Below are 20,040 nucleotides of genomic sequence, written 5' to 3' on the forward strand. Positions count from 1 at the left end.
TAATATGGCTGCAGCCTGGTCAGAAAGGAGGGCATTATGCCTGCAAGTGATATCGGAATCGATCTGGGCACCAGAAACTGCCTGGTGTATTCTACGGTAAAGGGACTTGTTCTTCAGGAACCTTCTGTAGTTGTTTATGATAAAAATACAGAAAAGATCAAAGCCATAGGGGAAGAGGCGCGTCAGATGGCAGGCCATGTGACCTCTAATATGGAAGTGATCCGCCCTATACGTCAGGGCGTGATCGCTGATTTTACTGTTACAGAAAAAATGCTGAAATATTTTATAACAAAGGCAATGGGAAACCGGGTGTTCCGTAAACCCAGAATCAGTATCTGTGTTCCAAGCGGGATCACAGAAATTGAGAGAAAAGCCGTTGAGGAAGTTACTTATCAGGCCGGGGCAAGAGAAGTTTTTCTGGTGGATGAACCAATTGCCGGAGCAATCGGTTCCGGTGTGGATGTGACAAAGCCTTTTGGAAATCTGATCGTTGATATTGGCGGAGGAACCACAGATGTGGCAGTGATCTCTCTGGGAGGCGTGGTGGTTTCTGCATCTGTCAAGGTGGCAGGCGACGCATTTGACCAGGCCATCATGAATTATTTGCGGAAGACTCACAGCCTTTTTATCGGAGAGGACATGGCAGAGGAAATAAAAGTTAAAATAGGAACGGCGATCGAAGAGTCCAGCCCTCACGTTATGGAGGTAAAGGGCAGAAATATTATGACGGGACTTCCCAAGACCGTTAAGCTGACTTCTGAAGAAGTGCGGGCGGCTTTGAAGGACGCTACCGGACAGATTGTAGAGACCGTACACGGGGTTCTTGAAAAAACTCCGCCGGAACTGGCGGCAGATATCGTTGACCGCGGAATCGTTCTTACAGGAGGCGGCGCTCTTCTTCGGGGAATGGATGCTCTGATCGAACGGAAAACAGGAGTCAGCACACTGACTGTGCAGAACGCTATGAGTGTAGTTGCTGTGGGAACAGGAAAATATGCTGAAGTAAGAGCAAGAATGGAAGAATAAGATGAGCGAAAGTGTAACAGGATATATTGACCATATTATATTCAGAAATGAAGACAACGGATATACGGTTCTTGTTCTGAAAGGAACAGAAGGCGACGATGAGGAGCTGACCTGTGTGGGAACTTTTCCTGTGATCAGTCAGGGAGCAACCATTGAGGCTTCCGGGAAATTTATTAATCATCATATTTATGGAAAACAGTTTCAGATTACTTCTTTTATAGAAAAAATGCCCGAGGACGCCATGGCAATGGAGCGGTATCTGGGTTCCGGAGCAATCAAGGGTATCGGAGCGGCTCTGGCTGCCAGGATTGTCCGCAGGTTTGGGGCGGACACTCTGAGGATCGTGGAAGAAGAGCCGGAGCGTCTGGCCGAGATCAAGGGGATCAGTGAAAAAAAGGCCCGTGAGATCGCTGCTCAGATGGAAGAAAAAGCAGACATGAGAAAAGCCATGATGTTTTTGCAGAAATATGGTATTTCCCTGAATCTTGGGGCAAAAATCTACCAGAAGTACGGGGATTCTGTTTACAGTGTTCTTCAGGAGAATCCTTACCGTCTTGCAGATGATATCAGTGGCGTGGGATTTAAGATCGCAGATGAGATTGCAGGACGCATAGGTATCCATACGGATTCAGATTACAGAATTAAAAGCGGAATGATGTATACTCTTTTACAGGCAACAGGAGAAGGCCATGTATATCTTCCCAGAGAAGAACTGTTCCGGAGAGCCTCCGAGCTTCTTGGAGTAGACGCCTCTTATATGGAAAAGCATCTTATGGATCTTTCCATGGAGCGCAAGGTGATCCAGAAAGAAGAAGGGGAAAAGATACTGGTTTATCCAAGCCGCTTTTATTATCTGGAGCTTAATACTGCCAGAATGTTAAGAGAGCTGAATGTTCACTGTCCTGAGGATGAAGATTTTGTGCAGCGCAGGATTGCCCAGATCGAAAAGGAAACAGGAACAACTCTTGACGAAATGCAGAAAAAAGCAGTGACCGAGGCTGCCGGCCACGGTCTTTTTATTTTAACCGGAGGTCCGGGAACCGGAAAAACAACAACCATCAATGCTATTATCCGCTTTTTTGAAGGGGAAGGCAGTGAACTGCGTCTGGCAGCGCCTACAGGAAGGGCCGCAAAGCGTATGACAGAGGCCACAGGCTATGAAGCCCAGACCATACACCGGCTTCTGGAATTAAACGGAATGCCGGAAGAGGAAAAGCAGGGACAGGCAGTTCATTTTGAGCGTAATGCAGAAAATCCTCTGGAAGCAGACGTGATCATCATTGATGAAATGTCCATGGTGGATATTCAGCTAATGCATTCTCTTCTCCTGGCAGTAACAGCAGGAACACGGCTGATCCTTGTGGGAGATGAAAATCAGCTTCCCAGTGTGGGACCGGGAAATGTTTTAAGGGATATTATCCGAAGTGGAGAATTTCCGGTTGTAGAGCTGAAAAAAATCTTCAGGCAGGCATCAGAAAGCGACATAGTTGTCAATGCCCACAAGATCAACAGGGGAGAACAGGTGACTCTCAGTAACAAAAGCAGTGATTTCTTTTTTCTGAAAAGACAGGATGCAGATATTATTATCAGAGTGGTGATCGCTCTGATCCAGGAAAAGCTTCCCAGATATGTTGAGGCAAAGCCTTTTGACATTCAGGTTCTTACGCCTATGCGGAAGGGACTGCTTGGTGTGGAAAGACTGAACCAGATCCTGCAGCGCTATCTGAATCCTCCGGATCCATCCAAAAAAGAGAAGGAGTATGGTCAGGGTTTATTCCGGGAAGGCGACAAAGTCATGCAGATCCGGAATAACTATCAGCTTGAGTGGGAAATCCGTGGAAGATACGGAATTCCTGTGGATAAAGGTGTGGGAGTTTTTAACGGCGATACAGGAATCCTGAAATCTATCAATGAATTTTCAGAAACTGCAGAAGTAGAATTTGAGGACGGACGCTGCGCGGAGTATTCCTTTAAACAGCTGGAGGAGCTGGAGCTTGCCTATGCAGTGACCATACATAAATCTCAGGGGTCTGAGTATCCGGCAGTGGTGATCCCTCTTCTGTCAGGACCAAGAATGCTTTTAAACAGAAATCTTCTGTACACGGCTGTCACAAGAGCGCGCCGGTGTGTGACCATCGTGGGCAGCGAAGAAACTTTCCGGGAAATGATAAAAAATGAAAAGCAGCAGAGACGCTACAGTTCTCTTGACATCAGATTGAAGGAAGAGCTGTAGATACCTTTTTCATCGGGGAGAAAGGACTGTTATTGAATAAATATGTAGAGGTGTTACTTAATATCCTTTATCCCAGACACTGCCCTGCATGTCACAGAATTCTGAAAGACCAGAAAATGCTGATCTGTCCGGAATGTGAACAGGCATTTTGCAGGGTGGGGAAGGACTATTGCCTGAAATGCGGCAAACCTGTAAAAAAACAGGAAGAATACTGCAGGGAATGTTCAGGGCTCTGCCGCAGCTTTGATCAGGGAAAATCTGTTTTTGTTTATAACGGAAAGCTGAGACAGTCCCTTGTGCGATACAAATATTATGGATGCAGAGAATATGGAGATTATTATGCGGATGCTATATGCAGGTATATGAGAAGAGATATCATGAGATGGCAGCCGGATGTAATCGTTCCGGTTCCCCTTACAGGTCGGAAACAGAGGCTGAGAGGCTTTAATCAATCTGCGTATCTGGCTGACAGAGTGGGAGAGCAGTTTCAGATCCCGGTGGCTCATGGACTGGTAAAAAAGATCCATAATACAAAATCTCAGAAAAAGCTGAATGCAGCTCAGCGAAAGAGAAATCTTGCAGATGCTTTCCGAACAGAGGAAAATATCCGGGGTCTTACCGTACTTGTAATTGATGATGTATACACAACAGGAAGTACAGTGGATGCAATGGCCAGGTGTCTGAAGGCAGCAGGCGCTGAATATGTTTATTTTATTACGCTGTGCACAGGGCAGCAGTAGAAAAACCAGAAAAACACTTTTCATGGATAGTGATATATGTTACAATTAAATTACTGTGAGTATCTGTATCCTTTTTCAGGAAATGCCGGAGACAGATATCTCCGGCGGTTTATTCAGAAACAGATTGCTTATTGAGGAGTAGATCATGATCAACGAAGAAAAGGTTAAAATAATGACCAAAATTGCGATGTATGAACAGGGAAAAGGCAGAAGATATCTTCCGGTCAGCAAGTATTACAGAAGCGATTATATCGGGCTGGCTCTGATCAAGAACTTTTTTCTTGTTACCATAGGATATGCGCTGGCAATTGCAGCAGTAGCCGTATATTTTGGTGAATATCTGATGGAGAATATCCATAAGATGAATCTTGTTTCCCTGGGTATTTACATAATTGCAGGATATGCGGCTGTTCTTGTGATATATTCTGTTCTTACCTATATTCAGTATTCAGTGCGGTATTATAAAGCCAAAAAGAGCGTGCGGGAATATTATACCCAGCTTACTGAACTCAGCAAGATTTATGTACGCGAAGAGAAAAAAGCAGCAGGCAGAGGAACTGCAGGAGGGTATCGGAAATGACAGCTTTACTGGAATTTAAACAGAAAATAAAAGGATTCTACGCAAAATATGAAATGTATCTGCAGCCATTGATGAAGTTTGCTCTGGCTCTGATATATTTTATATGGATCAATTCCAATATGGGATATATGACAGCTTTGGACAATATATTTGTGGTACTGATACTTGCGCTGATCTGTTCTATTCTGCCATCCGGAATGACCATATTTACCGGATTTGCCATGATGGTGGGACACAGCTATGCTCTGGGACTTGATGTTGCTGGCTTCATGCTTGTTCTGATTCTTTTTATGATGATCGTATTTCTCAGATTCAGTACAGAACAGAACATTGTTGTGGTTCTGACTCCGCTTGCCTGTGCATTTGACCTTCCGGTACTCCTGCCGGTTGGATGCGGCCTTTTAAGCAGTGTGCTTTCAGCTCTTCCTGCGGCCGGCGGTGTGATCATTTATTATTTTGTAAGATTTATCGGAAGCCAGTCACAGATACTGCAGAATCCGGACGGTGAGATCCTGGACAGAATTACGCTTCTCTCTGACGGACTTATGAACAACGGTGAGATGTGGCTGACTCTTGTTGCTTTTGTAGCTGTGATCCTGGTTGTGAATCTGATCAGAACCAGAATGTTTGATTATGCATGGCGCATTGCTATTGTTGCCGGCGGTGTGACTTATATCGTCATCATGCTGATCGGAAGTATTTTTATGGGAATTTCCATTTCTGTGGTTCCTATGATCATCTTTTCCGTTGTGTCTGTTCTTATTGGTCTTGTCCTTGAATTTTTTGTATATGGAGGAGACTATACACGTACAGAAAGACTTGAATATGAGGACGATGAGTATTATTATTATGTAAAAGCAGTTCCCAAGGCTCTTGTAGCTACTTCTGACCGCAGTATCAAAAAAATCAATGCCGAGCCGTCACGGGAAGAAAAAAAACAGAACGAACATGTGGTAAAATATAACGAGCCGCTGTTCCATGGACAGGAACCGGAAAAAAAGTCCGGAAAACCTCAGCCACAGCAGGAGGAGCAGCTTCTCAGAAGACCTTCTGTGGATAATGTTGACTTTGAGAAGAAACTGGAGGAATCCCTGAAAGATCTGTAACAGAAATATGATTTGTAACCTGAAAATGTATGAGAAAGAGAGGAACAGTTATGCAGAACATCATAAGTGTATTGGACAGATATGTATCGCATATCAACATGCCTTCTGTCAATATCATTGATGTAATAGAAATTCTGTTGATTTCTGTATTTGTATATCAGTTTATGGTATGGATTAAATATACCCGTGCCTATACTCTCCTGAAAGGCCTTCTGATCATCAGTGCTTTTCTGATCATTGCATACATTTTTAAGATGAATACAATCCTCTGGATCGTGTCAAAACTTTCCAGTGTACTGATCATGGCGGTAATCGTTATTTTCCAGCCGGAGCTGCGCAAGATTGTGGAACAGCTGGGACAGAAGCGTATCATGTCAGCCATCATTCCCTTTGATGTGGGGAAAGAAGTAAAGGAACGTTTTACAGATAAGACGATCAATGAACTTGTAAAAGCCTGTTTTGATATGGGAGAGGTTAAAACCGGAGCACTGATCGTTATTGAACAGAAAAACCGTCTGGATGAATACATTCGTACAGGAATCAATGTTGATGCGGTTCTTTCCAGTCAGCTTCTGATTAATATATTTGAGCATAATACGCCTCTCCATGACGGAGCAGTTGTTATGAGGGGAAACCGTATAGTTGCAGCTACCTGTTATCTGCCTCTGTCTGATAACATGGAACTGAGCAAGCAGCTTGGAACTAGGCACCGTGCAGGTGTAGGGATCAGTGAAGTTTCGGATTCGGTAACAATTATAGTTTCAGAGGAAACCGGACAGATCTCCGTGGCACAGGAAGGAAAACTGGAGAGAAACGTTTCATCTGCCAGACTGAGAGCAATTCTTGAAAAAGCACAGAATAAAACAATTGTGGATAATAAACTGAGACAGCTTTTAAAGGGGAGGTCAAAGCATGAAGGAAAAACTGACAAATAATCTCTCTCTGAAAATTCTTTCTTTGTTTGTTGCTATTCTGGTATGGCTTCTTGCGATCAATATCGACAACCCGATTGTGAAAAAAACTTTTATTGTAACAGACGTTCAGCTTTTGAACGAGGCTTATATTGATGCCGACGGTAAAATGTGTATGCGAAATGACGAGCAGGAGCCGATCCGTGTGACAATAAAAGCTCAGAGAAAGCTTTTGGATGATCTGACATCATCGGATATCCGGGCGGTGGCAGATCTGCAGCAGGCAGTGAGTCTGGACACAAATCCGGTCATGGTGCCTATAACTGCTACAGTAGATAATATTGCTCCGGGGAATATCCAGGTGACTCCTCAGAACCTCAGTCTTCATATAGAAGACAAGGAAACGCAGGAGTTTGTTGTGAATGTGACAACAAGAGAAACAAAACCTGAAAGAGGATATGAGATCGGAAACCTGGTATCCAGTCCTGAGAAAATCAGGATTACAGGTCCAACGTCACTGATTAATAAAATAGATAAAGTAACAGCATCTGTTGATGTCAGTGGCGCAACTTCTGATGTGACCCGGGAAACAGACGTGACAGTCATTGATAAAAATGGAGAGCAGTTCAGCAGTCAGGATCTGTCATACCTGAACGCATCAAAGGTTTATGTAACTGCCCGTTTGTGGAAAGTGCGTACAGATGTAAAGATCAGTGCTGAGTGCTCCGGAACACCGGCAGACGGTTATCAGATAGAGAGTGTTACCACTACGCCAAATGTGATCAGCGTGTCAGGAAGCGACGAGGCTCTGCATGCTCTTGCCGAGCAGAATAATACGGTATGGATCCCGGCAGAAGCTATCGATATCATTGGCATGGATAAAGACTATGAAGAAAAAATAAACATATCTGATTATCTTCCGGATGGACTGAAGCTGACCAGCGATTCCAGTGAAGATGTATTTGTTCATGTGAATATTCTTCCGGAAGGCAGCACGGTATGCGAGGTGCCTACAAAGAATATCACAGTGGAAAATGTGCCGGATGGAATGCAGGTGGCATTTGATGCAGCGCAGATAGAACTTCGTGTAAAGAAAACAAAAGAAGACCTGGGAGATCTGAAAGAAAAAAATATCAAAGCCTCCATTGATCTGAAAGATAAAAAAGAAGGAACTTATGAGGTGATCGTTGATATTAAGATCCCTGAGGGATATGAACTGGTAGATGAGGTAAAGACTGGGATTGAGGTGTCCAGGATTTCCAGCGCAGAAGAAAACAGTTAAACAGGAGAAGGCAGTATGGTCAGTCAGAAAATTACAATCCATAATCCTTCCGGGCTTCATTTGCGACCGGCAGGGAATTTGTGTAATGAGGCGATCAAGTATCAGTCATTGATTACCTTTACGTACGAGGGGGGAACCGCCAATGCAAAGAGTGTACTCAGTGTATTGGGCGCCTGCGTAAAATGCGGGGATGAAATTGAGCTTGTCTGCAAAGGCGCAGACGAGGAGGAAGCAATGAAAGCTATGGTCAAAGCGATTAGCAGTGGCCTTGGTGAATAAATAATAACATGTGGAATGAAGAAGAATAAATAAGGAGGAAGTACGTTGAAAAAACGAGTAGTGGCGATTCTTTTGAGCCTGACAATGTGTTCATCTATGGTAACTGAGGCCGGCGCGGCAGCAATGTTGGATACGGCAGTAGAGTCTGATTCTGAAAGCAGCTTTTCGGATTCTTCATCGGATGTTACAGTGGAAGAAGCGCCGATGGATGGCACTGAAACAGAAAAGCCGGAAGATACGGATGGTGGAGATATTTTTGTTGAAGATTCTGAGGGAGAGGCGCAGCAGCCCTCTGATGAACCTTCTGATAATACAGACAGCAATGACGTGACAGACAGCGCAGAACCGGATGTGGGATTTGCAGATGATCTTTTCAGTTCAGGTGATAATATGTCTGAACTGGAACAGAAGCCTCAGACTATACCGGAAATGGAAAATACAACTGTAGAACCGGCAGCAGCTTTTGAATCAGAGGATATAGAAAAGCATACAGCAACTCTGCTTTATACCCGCTGGATGTTAGACGAAGAAACCAATAAATGGAGACTCCAGAAGCTTCCAAAGGCAAATGAGAATGCATCTGACACCGGAAATGCAGAGGTTCTGGACGGAACAGCAGCTGATGCTGGAATGCTTCAGGAATCTGCTACAGAGGTTCAGCCAGAAAAACAGGATTCCGAAATCGGTATTGAACCGGTATCAGCTGAGGGAACAGCGGATGCAGCGGAAGAAATTATTCCGGAAGCAGAAAATATTCAGGGAGAAGCAGATCAGCCGGTGACAATTCCGGAAATTGTTCCTGATACTGAAACGGTTCCGGAAACAGAGACAGTTCCTGAAACAGAAATGCCGACTGATCCAATGGATGCTGAGCAGTATTATAAAGACGCTATGGTAGAAATCACTACTGTAGACAGCAATGGAACAGAAATGGAAAAAGGTAGCTATTACTTTGATCAGGACGGATATCTTGTAACGGGTCAGGCTGTTGTAAAACAGGGAACAGACGGCTTTGATTTTGATACGGATGCGGAATTCTTTTTCCTGGATGACAGCAGGGCTGAGGTGGAGAATGCAGCTGTAGATGTTTCCATGTATAGAGCAGCACAAATTCCTACGCCGTTTAATTCTGACCTGGGTCAGATGCAGACCGGATGGATATGGGACGGCGAAGCCTTCCACTATTACGGCGCTGATGGACGGGAAGAGGAGATTAAAGCTGATATTTATGAGATCGATGGCGTAAGCTATTACGTTCAGGCTGACGGTAAACCTTATGACAAAGGTATTGTATATATTAAACCGAAAAAGTCTTACTATGCTTTCAGTACATCCAAGAATGACAAAGGTATTCCGGGTCAGATGATCCAGAACGGCTGGTCATACAGACGGATGTCAAAGGGAAATCAGTGGCTGTACTTCCAGGCTGACGGACGTTATAAAAAGATGGAAAGTGGAGCATATAAGCTTCTTGAAGATAAAGATGTTCTGTATTTAATTGACAGCAGTGGATATCAGGTTAAAGACAAAATGATCCGTGCCGGAAATGGCAAGTATTATCTGTCAAATAAGTATGGTCATGTATACAGAAACCGCCTTCAGAAATATGGAAAATACAGATATTATTTCTGTAGTGATGGAACAAGAGCTGCCTGGAGAAACCGTTGGGTGAAACTGGGAGCCAATACCAACAACCGCTACTATTACTTTGGTAATACATCCGGATGTGTTCAGGAGAAAAAGGGAATCCAGAAGGTTACTGTCAATGGAAAGTTTGTAGGCTGGTTCCTGTTTACCAATGGCGGTAACAATGTACAGAATTACTGGGCTTCCGACAGATATTATCTTCCGGATGGTCGAATGGCAAGTGGTGTTACAAAAGTAAATAATACTTATTATTTCTTTGAGCGTTCCAGCACAAAACAATATCGTGGAAAGATGTATAAGGGAACCTGGATCAAGTATAATAATAAATATTATTATGCAGGAAGCAAAGGAAATCTGGCTACCAATGGCTGGAGAACAATCCATGGCGGTAAATATTATTTCAAAAATTGTACTGCGCTGACCAATTATAATATCCAGTACACAGACGGTACATATGGACGTCTTGATGAGCGCGGAAAGTTTACAACTGAGTGGATTATTATAGATAATTCAAAGAACCGTGTGCGTTACATGGATCCAAAAACCGGAAGATTGATGAAGAATATGACCAAAACCATTGATGGGGTAAATTATCGTTTTGATAAATATGGAAACCGTGTCAATGACAGAACAAGTGAGTTCAGACAGAAATCTTATTATTTAGAATGCGACCGTGTAAATGGAGTTATGACTGTTTATACAAGCAGCAGTAAAAAAACTCCGATTAAAACAATCCGTGTATCTGTTGGTCTTCCGGAGACACCTACAAAAGTTGGAACATTTAAGATTACCAGAGCGGATCGCTGGCAGCTTCTGATGGGACCGTCCTGGGGACAGTATGGATCTCATGTGGTGAATGGAATTTATATTCATTCAGTGGCAAGCGGACAGCCAAATGGAAACAACCTTCCGGCAGGAGAATATCTGAAGCTTGGAAATCCGGCTTCCCATGGATGTATCCGCTGCTGTGTGGCAGATGCCAAATGGATCTGGGAAAACTGTAATGGATCTACAATTCGTGTGTTTGACGGAAAGTACAAATCAGATGAATGTTTCAAGGGACCTCTGGGAAGAAATCCACTGAAACCATTAAGGGGAAGCGGAACTTTCGATCCTACAGATCCGAACTATAATTAATCAATAAAAAAGGAGGCTGTTGCAAATCCTGTGGAAAATAAGGTTCTGCAATAGCCTTTTATCAGGAGGAAAAAATATATGAGAACATATCTGGTAACAGGAGGAGCAGGTTTTATTGGTTCCAACTACATTCACTATATGTTTGAGAAGTATGACAATGAAATCCGCATTATTAATGTAGATAAACTGACTTATGCGGGAAATCTTGAAAATCTCAAAGACATCGAAAACAGAGATAATTATACATTTGTAAAAGCGGATATCTGTGACAGCGAAACTATCATGAAGCTTTTTGAGGAAAATGACATTGACCGTGTTGTTCACTTTGCGGCAGAAAGTCATGTGGACAGAAGCATCCGTAACCCGGAAGTTTTTGTAAAAACAAACGTACTTGGAACACTTGTTATGCTGAATGCTGCAAAAGCTGCATGGGAGCTTCCGGATGGAACCTTTAAGCCGGACAAGAAGTTTCTTCATGTGTCTACAGATGAGGTTTACGGTTCTCTGGAGGAAGATGGCGGATATTTTTATGAGACAACTCCTTATGATCCTCACAGCCCGTACTCTGCCAGCAAGGCGTCTTCAGATATGCTGGTAAAATCTTATATGGACACCTATAAGTTCCCTGCAAATATTACGAACTGCAGTAACAACTATGGTCCGTACCAGTTCCCGGAAAAGCTGATTCCTCTGATCATCAACAATGCTCTCCAGGGCAAAAAGCTTCCGGTATACGGCGATGGAAAGAATGTAAGAGACTGGCTCTATGTTATGGATCATGCAAAAGGTATTGATATGGTTCAGGAAAAAGGCCGCCTTTTTGAAACCTACAATATCGGCGGACACAATGAAAAACAGAATATCCAGATCATCCATATTATCCTGGATACTCTGAAGGAAATGCTCCCGGAGGGAGATCCAAGAAGAGAACTTGTCAGTGAAAACCTGATCACTTATGTAGAGGATCGCAAGGGTCATGATCGCCGTTATGCGATTGCTCCGGACAAGATCAAAGAAGAGGTAGGCTGGTATCCGGAAACTTGCTTTGAGGATGGAATCCGCCTGACTATCAAATGGTTCTTTGAAAATGAGGACTGGATGAAAAACGTAACAAGTGGTGATTACCAGAAATATTATAATGATATGTATCAGACAAAATAATGCTTCCTGAAAAAAGGATATGATGTCTGACTGATGAAGATGCTGCAGTGAACTGGCCGGGGAGCCAGAACTGCAGCATTTTTTGGCTCTGTGTCAAGTCTTTGGGTGGTATTTCTGGAAATCAGATATCTATGTGCAACGATCCGGTTATTGTTTGCAGGCTGTATCCCACAAGGCATTTTAGTTGAAATTTCGGGGGATACAGGACGAAATATTATCATCGAGGGCGCTCAGGAATGTATTTTGGAACAGTCACCGGGAACAAAAGGAACAGCACCTCCCGTTTCAGGTGTGTCACAGCAACTTGGAAATATGTATTTTGGCGGCATGAAAATGCGTGTTTCCACGGCTTGAAGATGCGTGCTTCCGCGGCATGAAAATAAGGTGGAAAGCTTCGGGATAAAATGATAAAATACCCTATAGATGAATGTCCGTGATCCGGACAGGAAAGAGGTATCCATGAAAAAGATTGTGATTATCGGGGCCAATGATTTTCAGCGCCCTTTAATAAAAAAAGCCGGAGAAATGGGATATGAGACTCATGTATTTGCCTGGAGAGAGGGGGCTACAGGAGCCGGGGATGCGGATTTTTTTTATGAGATCAGTATTACGGAAAAAGAGCAGATTCTTGAGATCTGCCGTAAAATACAACCGGACGCAGTTGCAACCATAGGCTCTGACCTGGCAAATATTACAGTGCAGTATCTGGCAGAAAAACTTGGGCTTCCGGGAAACAGCAGCGCATGTATTGAAAATTCCACCAACAAGTTTGCCATGAGGACTGCTTTTCGGAAGGCGGGAATACCGGTTCCCTTTTTTCAGGCCGTATCTGTGGGAGACAGAGTGGTTCCGGATAAATTTCCGGTTATTGTAAAACCCACAGACCGCTCCGGAAGCAGAGCCATTACAAAGGTTTATGCTCAGGAAGATCTGGAACAGGCCATCATACAGGCAGCAGAACAGTCTTTTGAACACAGAGCGATTGTGGAAGAATATATTGAGGGCGCCGAGTACAGTGTGGAAACCATCAGCTATGAGGGGGAGCACACCTGTCTTGCAGTAACAAAAAAATTTACAACAGGCAGTCCTCATTATATTGAAACCGGACATTTGCAGCCGGCTCCTGTGTCGGAGGAGATGTACGGAAAAATCCGGGACACAGTTTTTGGCGCTCTCGATGCTCTTGAAATCAGAAACGGAGCAGGGCACAGCGAACTCCGTATTGACAAAAAAGGAAATATAAGGATCATTGAGATTGGTTCCAGAATGGGCGGAGACTGTATTGGTTCCGATCTTGTTCCATTGTCTACAGGCCAGGATTTTGTGGCAATGGTAGTAGATACTGCTGCCGGTAAACCACCGGTTTTTACGGAAAAAAACAAAAAGATTTCAGCGATTCGTTTCCTTATGGACGGAAATGATCTGAAACATCTTCGGGAACTTCAGAAAGAACATCCGGACAAGGTGAAAAAAGTGGTGATGGAGGGTGATGTGGAACAGGCAAGGATCACAGACAGCGGAAGCCGTCCCGGTTTTTTCATCCTTCAGACTGATACCATGGAAGAAATGGAACAGCTTTTTTATCACGGTCCCTGGGAAAATCCTCTGAAGGAACTTCCGGAAACTCCCATACAAAAGCTGAGATTTACGAGAAGCAGCAGGGAAGATGCTGAAACAACGCATACACACAATCATTTTTACATGAAAAGAGAGGATCTTCTTCCTTATTCTTTTGGGGGGAATAAGGTTCGCTTTGCCCGGAAGTTTATTGAGGATATGAAAAGAGAACACTGTGACAGCATGATCATTTACGGAAATTATCATTCCAATCTCTGCCGGATCCTTGCCACTCTTTGTTACCAGCTTCATCTTCCGTGCTATATGGTCCATAATACAGAGGATATAAAAGAGGATAAAGAAACAGAGAACAGCAGGATCATCCGGAGTATGGGGGTGACAGAGATTCCCTGCAAAAAAACAGAAATCTCTGAGGCTGTGCAGCAGGCTATGGATGAGCTGAGGGAAAAAGGCTGTAAGCCTTATTATATTTACGGAAACACCAGAGGCGAAGGCAGAGAATGGGTTCCTATGGAGGCCTACAGAGAGGTTTATCAGGAAATTTGCTGTCAGGAAAAAGAGCAGGGGATCCATTTTGATTATATTTTTCTTGCATCCAGCACCAACGCTACACAGTCCGGTCTGCTTGCAGGAAGTCTGGAAGAAAATGATGACAGGAATATCGTGGGAATTTCTGTTTCCAGAAATGAGAACAGGGGAAAACAGGTAATTGCCCGTAATCTGGAGGAGTATGCGCAGATGCATGGAAACTGTTTGCCCGGAAACTTTAAAGAGAAGATTTTCTTTACGGACAAATACATGGAAAACGGATATGGAACCTACTCACAGGATACGGCAGATCTGATCCGGCAGATTTACCGGTCGGAAGGTATCCCCCTTGATATGACCTATACAGGAAAGGCTTTTTGTGGTATGGTAAAATATCTGGAGGATCATCAGATCCGGGATAAAAACATTCTGTTCCTTCACACAGGAGGAACGCCGCTGTTTTTTGATTTTCTGGAGGAGTACAACCTGTAAATATGAAAAAACTTATGATTTTAGGAGCCAGCTATTCCCAGCTTCCTCTTTATGAGGCAGCAGAAAGGCTTGGTATAAAAACAGTAGCTGCAAGCACTACCGGTGACTGGCCGGGATTTCAGGCAGCAGATGAAAGCACATATACAGATATTTCTGATCCGTCGGCAGTTATGGAAGCTGCCCGTAAGCTTCAGGTGGACGGCATTACCACATGCTGTCTGGATACCGGAGTCAGGGCAATCGGTTATGCCTGTGAGAAACTGGGGCTGAAAGGTCTGTCAGAAAAGGCGGCTGAGGTCAGCAGCAACAAATTTAAAATGAAAGAAGCTTTTATGGCAGGTGGCGTACGCTGCGCCCGTCATATCTGTATCAGAAACCGGGAAGAACTTGCAGAAGCTTTGAGAAAACTGGATTTTCCGGTAGTGATAAAGGCAGTGGATCTGATGGGAAGCCGTGGGATTTTCCGGTGTAATACCAGTGAACAGGCTTTTTCCTTTTATGAAAAAACAATGGAAGCCACAGGCAAGGATTACTGTCTTGTGGAAGAGTTTATTGAGGGAGAGCCCTTTGGCTGTGAGGCAATGATGTCAGATGGCAGGCTTTTATACTGCCTTCCTAATAATATAGATGCCTTTCAGAGTTATGTGCCTACTCCGGTAGGTCATTCAGTTCCCTGGAAAAAACAGTCCAGTCTGGGTGAAGAGGCGGAAAGCCAGGTGAAGCTTGCTATCCGTGCGGTAGGGCTGGATAACTGTGCAGTAAACTGTGATCTCATTGAAAAAGACGGAAAGGTTTATGTGATCGAGATCACGGGAAGAGCAGGAGCTACCTGTCTTCCGGAAACAGTGGGGCTGTATTACGGAATCAACTATTATGAGGCTATTGTGCGTCTTGCTCTTGATATGGAGCCGGAAAAGCTTTTTGACAGAGCGCATCCGGGAAAGGCCAGTCTGTCAAAAATTCTTACCTCAGACAGAAGCGGAACCGTAAAAGCGATCCGAAATGAAAATGCGCCCGCAGAGGATATTGTAGATCTTTCTTTTAATATCCAGCCGGGAGATTATGTGAATCAGTACCGGAATGGAAGGGATCGCATCGGACAGATCATTCTTGCAGGGAAAGAACTTCAGGACTGCGAAGATCGGCTGGATGAGATTTTGTCGAAAATTAACATTGAATTTACAGTATGATTGTGAGAAAATAACATGAGAAATAATGACCATGCCTTAAAGAAAAGTACATTTTTGCTGCTGCATATAAGCCTTTTGTTCAGCTCCCTCAGCGGTGTCTGTTCAAAAAAAGCTTCCGGATATACGGATCATATTTTTTCCCTGCCGTTTATTTTCTGGTTTGGGCTTGTTTTTGTGATCATGTTCGGATATGCCATTATCTGGCAGCAGATCCTTAAAAGAATGCCTCTTACGGTGGCTTATGCAAATCGTCCTGTAACTCTGATCTGGGGGATTGTCTGGGGGGCTTTGATTTTTGGAGAAAAGATCACCTGGAATATGATCGCCGGAGCAGCTGTGATCTTTGCAGGAATCTATCTTGTGACAAGTGATAATACCGGAAAGGATGGTGAGGATTCATGAGCAGTCTTGGAATATCCGTATGCCTTTTGCTTCTGTCGGTTTTTATCTCATCTGTATCTCAGATCATTCTGAAAAAAGCAGCAGATAAAACCTATGAAAGCACTCTGAAAGAATATATGAATCCTATGGTGATCGGAGCTTACGGGCTTTTTTTCTGCTCTGTGATACTGACCATGCTGGCTCTGAAACATGTGCCTCTTTCCATGTCGCCGATCCTGGAATCTTCAGGTTACATCTTTGTATCAGTAATGGGATATATTTTTCTGAAAGAAAGATTCAGCAGGCGGAAACTTATGGGTTTTGCCCTGATACTTGCAGGGATCGTCATATTTAACTTATAGAAACGAGGGACAAAAGAGATGCTGGTATCTATTGTTATACCGTGCTATAATTCAGAGCAGACCATCGGTAAAGTGGTGGAGCTTGCAATTGAAGAATTTGAGAAACTGAAAGATTACGAGTGTGAGTTTGTTCTGGTAAATGATTATTCCAGAGACAACACATGGAAATCCATACATGCTCTTACGGAAAAATATCCAAATGTAAAAGGAATCAACCTGGCTAAGAATTTTGGACAGCACAATGCGATTATGGCCGGAATGAATTATGCCAGGGGAGAGTTGATCCTGGGAATGGATGACGATATGCAGAATCATCCGTCACAGATCCCTCAGTTCCTTGACAAAATGGAAGAGGGCTATGATATTGTGTTCGGAGTGTTTAAACAGAGGAAATTTTCCTGGTTTAAAAATCTTACCGGCGCAGTAAGCCGTTTCCTTTTGTGGCATCTGCTGGACCGTCCGAAGGATATCCAGATGAGCAGTTTCTGGTGCTGCAGAAAGTATGTGAGAGACGAGGTTGTCAAATATGACGGCTATAATACGTTTCTTCAGGTATTGTTTTTCCGGACCACACATAATATTGCAAACATAGAGATCGAACATTTTGAGCGTGAGGTGGGAACCTCCAACTATAATTTCAAACGGGGACTGAAACTGTTTATGTCCTGTCTGAATTTTACGGTGATCCCTCTGAGGGTATCCACATTTTTCGGGACTTTGTTCTCGGCAGCAGGTTTTATAGGCGCAGTTATTGTCTTTATCCGTAAACTTCTGGATCCGGCAGTTGCCATTGGCTGGTCTTCGTTGATGTGCGCCCTGCTGGTACTGTTCGGCATCTGCTTTCTGATGCTGGGCATTATGGGAGAATATCTGGGAAAACTGATGCTGAATGTAAACAGGACACCTCAGTATGTGATCCGTGACAAAGAAAATATTTCCGAGAAAACTGACAACGCAGATAATTAAGAAACAGGAATAACAAATGATAGATTTTAACAGGCCTGCAATTGTAGGAAAAGAACTGACATATATTAAAGACGCTGTAGACCAGGGAATGCTGTGCGGGGATGGCAAGTATACGAAGCTGTGTTCTGCATGGATGAAGGAACGGTTTCAGGCAAATCAGGTGTTTCTGACAACCTCCTGTACGCATGCTCTGGAAATGGCGGCATTTCTCTGTGATATAGAGCCCGGAGATGAGGTGATCATGCCTTCCTATACCTTTGTATCCACAGCAGACGCTTTTGTTCTGAGAGGAGCGAAGATCGTGTTTGTGGATATCAGGCCGGACACTATGAACATGGATGAAAACCTGATCGAGCAGGCAATCACAGAAAAAACAAAGGCGATTGTCCCGGTTCATTATGCGGGCGTTGCCTGCGAGATGGATGCGATCATGGCTCTTGCAGAGAAATATCATCTGAAGGTAGTGGAGGACGCTGCCCAGGGTGTGGAAGCCTATTACCATGGAAAAGCTCTGGGAACAATCGGAGACTTTGGCTGCTACAGCTTCCATGAAACAAAGAATTATACTATGGGAGAGGGCGGAGCCCTTGTTTTCCAGAAAAATGAATATCAGGAAAAGGCAGAGATCCTCAGAGAAAAAGGAACAGACAGAAGTAAATTTTTTCGGGGACAGGTAGATAAATACCGCTGGATCGATTACGGTTCTTCTTATCTTCCAAGCGAGATGAATGCCGCGTATCTTTATGCTCAGCTTGAGGAAGCGGAAAAAATCGACTGCAAACGGCATCAGATCTATGACTATTACCATGAGGGACTGAAGATCCTGGAGGATCAGGGAAAGATCCAGAGACCTTTTGTACCGGAAGGCTGCAAGCACAATGCTCATATGTACTATATAAAGGTCAGGGATCTGGAGACCAGAAGCAGACTGATTTCTTATCTGAAACAAAACGGAATCTGCACTGCCTTTCATTATGTACCTCTTCACAGCTCTCCGGCAGGCAGAAAATTTGGGCGTTTTAACGGAGAGGATGTTTATACCACTCGGGAAAGCGAACGGCTTTTAAGACTGCCTATGTTCTATAATCTGGAAATATCTGATGTGGAATACATTACAGAAAAAATACTTTCATTTGAGTTTTGACGGAGGAAGCATAATGAAAAATAAAATAGCAGGCACTGTGGCAGCCGGAATTGCGGCGCTGCTGATCCCGGCAGTGTCCGTGCAGGCGGTAACTGTGAATTTCGGTACGGCGGCAGCAGTAAGCTCCGATAGTATCCAGGGATGGCCGAAAGGACCGGACACAGTTTCTGAGACAGCAGTTCTGATCGATGCGGATACAGGCGCCGTACTTTATGACAAAGGAAAAGATGAGTACCGTTATCCGGCAAGTACCACAAAGATCATGACTGTGCTGACAGCAATCGAAAACAGCTCCCCGAAGGATTCGGTAACCTTTACAGAAACCGGGGTCCGGGATGTGACCTGGGACAGCTCCAATATTGGAATGAAGCTGGGTGAAACCATTACCATGAAAGACTGCTGGTATGCGGCCATTATCAAATCTGCCAATGAAGTGTGCGCTCAGATGGCAGAATATGTAGGGGGAACAGAAGCTCAGTTCATTGATATGATGAATGAGAAGGCCAGGGAGCTTGGATGCAAAAACACACATTTTGCCAATGCCAGCGGGCTTCCGGATTCCAATCACTATACGACAGCCTATGATCTGGCGAAGATCATGCGGGCAGGACTTCAGAACCCCAGGTTCCGGAAAGTGATCAGCGCAGCCAATTATACGATTCCGGCTACAAATCTCAGCGAGGCAAGGGGAATGCATACTCATATGCCTCTTATGGCAAAAGAATCCAATCTTTATTATGAAGGATGCATTGGCGGAAAAACAGGCAATACCAATGACGCAGGTCATACCCTTGTAGTTGCTGCGGAGCGGAACGGAAGAACATATATTGCCGTTACCATGCGGACAGCAGATCTGGGAGCAAACTGTACAGACAGTATCGCGCTTTTTGATTATGCATTTGATCATTTTGATACGCTGACAGTCAACGGAAAACAAATGACTGTACCAAAAGGTGTAACAGCGGATCAGCTTACTGTAGAGCAGGTGGACAAAAACGGAAAAATGCTGAACCGTTATTTTTATAACGGACAGTATGTAGGTTATGCGGCGCCGGCCGCAATTCCCACACCGCAGGCTGTGCAGACAGCAGCGGGAACAGGGGAAAACACTTCCGGCGCACAGACAGTACAGGAAGAACCGGAGATGCCGGAACAGGAAGCTGAGGATGGACTTTCCGATACGTCAAAAGTCCTTCTTGGAGTGATGGCAGTGATGGCTGTGATTCTGGTGGCATTAATGACAGCCCTTTACTTTAAAGAGAAAAAAATGTACGGTTCCAGAAAATAGGAGGAGAAA

The 20,040-nt window shown here is 44.1% G+C and carries 17 protein-coding genes; all 17 read left to right on the forward strand.

Going from position 1 to position 20,040, the window contains the following annotated elements; genetic code table 11:
- Window positions 1–36 precede the first annotated feature (36 nt).
- Complete coding sequence (locus LU279_RS03780) at window positions 37–1,026, forward strand: rod shape-determining protein (protein WP_274421235.1); 990 nt, start codon at window positions 37–39, stop codon at window positions 1,024–1,026.
- Between the two features lies 1 nt (window position 1,027).
- The gene (gene recD2, locus LU279_RS03785) at window positions 1,028–3,259 is read left to right on the forward strand and encodes an SF1B family DNA helicase RecD2 (RefSeq protein WP_274421236.1); all 2,232 of its coding nucleotides are present in this window, start codon (window positions 1,028–1,030) and stop codon (window positions 3,257–3,259) included.
- A gap of 32 nt (window positions 3,260–3,291) precedes the next feature.
- Window positions 3,292–3,999: a ComF family protein gene (locus tag LU279_RS03790; RefSeq protein WP_274421237.1), complete on the forward strand. Its 708-nt coding sequence runs from the start codon at window positions 3,292–3,294 to the stop codon at window positions 3,997–3,999.
- A 145-nt stretch (window positions 4,000–4,144) separates the two neighbouring features.
- Window positions 4,145–4,579 carry a hypothetical protein gene (locus LU279_RS03795; RefSeq protein ID WP_274421238.1) on the forward strand — a complete coding sequence of 145 codons (435 nt, stop codon included), beginning with the start codon at window positions 4,145–4,147 and terminating at the stop codon, window positions 4,577–4,579.
- Window positions 4,576–5,685 (forward strand): hypothetical protein, encoded by a 1,110-nt coding sequence (locus LU279_RS03800; RefSeq protein WP_274421239.1) that lies wholly within the window; start codon window positions 4,576–4,578, stop codon window positions 5,683–5,685. The genes LU279_RS03795 and LU279_RS03800 overlap by 4 nt, the downstream gene beginning before the upstream one ends.
- 50 nt (window positions 5,686–5,735) lie before the next feature.
- Window positions 5,736–6,620, forward strand: a complete 885-nt coding sequence (gene cdaA, locus LU279_RS03805; protein WP_274421240.1) for a diadenylate cyclase CdaA — start codon at window positions 5,736–5,738, stop codon at window positions 6,618–6,620.
- Window positions 6,598–7,878, forward strand: coding sequence for a CdaR family protein (locus tag LU279_RS03810; protein WP_274421241.1), 1,281 nt, complete (start codon window positions 6,598–6,600; stop codon window positions 7,876–7,878). The genes cdaA and LU279_RS03810 overlap by 23 nt, the downstream gene beginning before the upstream one ends.
- 15 nt (window positions 7,879–7,893) lie before the next feature.
- Complete coding sequence (locus LU279_RS03815; RefSeq protein ID WP_274421242.1) at window positions 7,894–8,157, forward strand: HPr family phosphocarrier protein; 264 nt, start codon at window positions 7,894–7,896, stop codon at window positions 8,155–8,157.
- 45 nt (window positions 8,158–8,202) lie between these two features.
- Window positions 8,203–10,941, forward strand: a complete 2,739-nt coding sequence (locus tag LU279_RS03820; protein ID WP_274421243.1) for a L,D-transpeptidase family protein — start codon at window positions 8,203–8,205, stop codon at window positions 10,939–10,941.
- Window positions 10,942–11,019: 78 nt separating this feature from the next.
- Window positions 11,020–12,102, forward strand: a complete 1,083-nt coding sequence (rfbB, locus tag LU279_RS03825) for a dTDP-glucose 4,6-dehydratase (RefSeq protein WP_274421244.1) — start codon at window positions 11,020–11,022, stop codon at window positions 12,100–12,102.
- 459 nt (window positions 12,103–12,561) lie between these two features.
- The gene (locus LU279_RS03830) at window positions 12,562–14,700 is read left to right on the forward strand and encodes a pyridoxal-phosphate dependent enzyme (protein WP_274421245.1); all 2,139 of its coding nucleotides are present in this window, start codon (window positions 12,562–12,564) and stop codon (window positions 14,698–14,700) included.
- A 2-nt stretch (window positions 14,701–14,702) separates the two neighbouring features.
- The gene (locus LU279_RS03835; RefSeq protein WP_274421246.1) at window positions 14,703–15,890 is read left to right on the forward strand and encodes an ATP-grasp domain-containing protein; all 1,188 of its coding nucleotides are present in this window, start codon (window positions 14,703–14,705) and stop codon (window positions 15,888–15,890) included.
- A gap of 15 nt (window positions 15,891–15,905) precedes the next feature.
- A complete protein-coding gene (locus LU279_RS03840) occupies window positions 15,906–16,292 on the forward strand; it encodes a DMT family transporter (RefSeq protein WP_274421247.1) in 387 nt (128 codons plus the stop codon).
- On the forward strand, window positions 16,289–16,633 hold the full coding sequence (locus LU279_RS03845; protein ID WP_274421248.1) for an EamA family transporter: 345 nt from the start codon (window positions 16,289–16,291) through the stop codon (window positions 16,631–16,633). Before LU279_RS03840 ends, LU279_RS03845 begins: the two co-directional genes overlap by 4 nt.
- 18 nt (window positions 16,634–16,651) lie before the next feature.
- Window positions 16,652–17,599, forward strand: coding sequence for a glycosyltransferase family 2 protein (locus LU279_RS03850; RefSeq protein WP_274421249.1), 948 nt, complete (start codon window positions 16,652–16,654; stop codon window positions 17,597–17,599).
- A gap of 16 nt (window positions 17,600–17,615) precedes the next feature.
- Window positions 17,616–18,743, forward strand: a complete 1,128-nt coding sequence (gene rffA / locus LU279_RS03855) for a dTDP-4-amino-4,6-dideoxygalactose transaminase (RefSeq protein ID WP_274421250.1) — start codon at window positions 17,616–17,618, stop codon at window positions 18,741–18,743.
- 13 nt (window positions 18,744–18,756) lie between these two features.
- Entirely contained in the window at window positions 18,757–20,031 is a 1,275-nt protein-coding gene (locus tag LU279_RS03860; RefSeq protein WP_274421251.1) for a D-alanyl-D-alanine carboxypeptidase family protein, read from the forward strand.
- The last annotated feature ends 9 nt before the right edge of the window (window positions 20,032–20,040 follow it).

This window comes from Blautia sp. XA-2221, from assembly GCF_028767025.1.
Taxonomy (GTDB): Bacteria; Bacillota; Clostridia; order Lachnospirales; family Lachnospiraceae; genus Blautia_A.

Coding starts and splice junctions, on each gene's coding strand:
- cdaA (WP_274421240.1), top strand. CDS start 5,736: ATGCAGAACATCATAAGTGTATTGGACAGATATGTATCGCATATCAAC.
- LU279_RS03795 (WP_274421238.1), top strand. CDS start 4,145: ATGATCAACGAAGAAAAGGTTAAAATAATGACCAAAATTGCGATGTAT.
- rfbB (WP_274421244.1), top strand. CDS start 11,020: ATGAGAACATATCTGGTAACAGGAGGAGCAGGTTTTATTGGTTCCAAC.
- LU279_RS03810 (WP_274421241.1), top strand. CDS start 6,598: ATGAAGGAAAAACTGACAAATAATCTCTCTCTGAAAATTCTTTCTTTG.
- LU279_RS03800 (WP_274421239.1), top strand. CDS start 4,576: ATGACAGCTTTACTGGAATTTAAACAGAAAATAAAAGGATTCTACGCA.
- LU279_RS03835 (WP_274421246.1), top strand. CDS start 14,703: ATGAAAAAACTTATGATTTTAGGAGCCAGCTATTCCCAGCTTCCTCTT.
- recD2 (WP_274421236.1), top strand. CDS start 1,028: ATGAGCGAAAGTGTAACAGGATATATTGACCATATTATATTCAGAAAT.
- LU279_RS03840 (WP_274421247.1), top strand. CDS start 15,906: ATGAGAAATAATGACCATGCCTTAAAGAAAAGTACATTTTTGCTGCTG.
- LU279_RS03815 (WP_274421242.1), top strand. CDS start 7,894: ATGGTCAGTCAGAAAATTACAATCCATAATCCTTCCGGGCTTCATTTG.
- rffA (WP_274421250.1), top strand. CDS start 17,616: ATGATAGATTTTAACAGGCCTGCAATTGTAGGAAAAGAACTGACATAT.
- LU279_RS03845 (WP_274421248.1), top strand. CDS start 16,289: ATGAGCAGTCTTGGAATATCCGTATGCCTTTTGCTTCTGTCGGTTTTT.
- LU279_RS03860 (WP_274421251.1), top strand. CDS start 18,757: ATGAAAAATAAAATAGCAGGCACTGTGGCAGCCGGAATTGCGGCGCTG.
- LU279_RS03780 (WP_274421235.1), top strand. CDS start 37: ATGCCTGCAAGTGATATCGGAATCGATCTGGGCACCAGAAACTGCCTG.
- LU279_RS03830 (WP_274421245.1), top strand. CDS start 12,562: ATGAAAAAGATTGTGATTATCGGGGCCAATGATTTTCAGCGCCCTTTA.
- LU279_RS03850 (WP_274421249.1), top strand. CDS start 16,652: ATGCTGGTATCTATTGTTATACCGTGCTATAATTCAGAGCAGACCATC.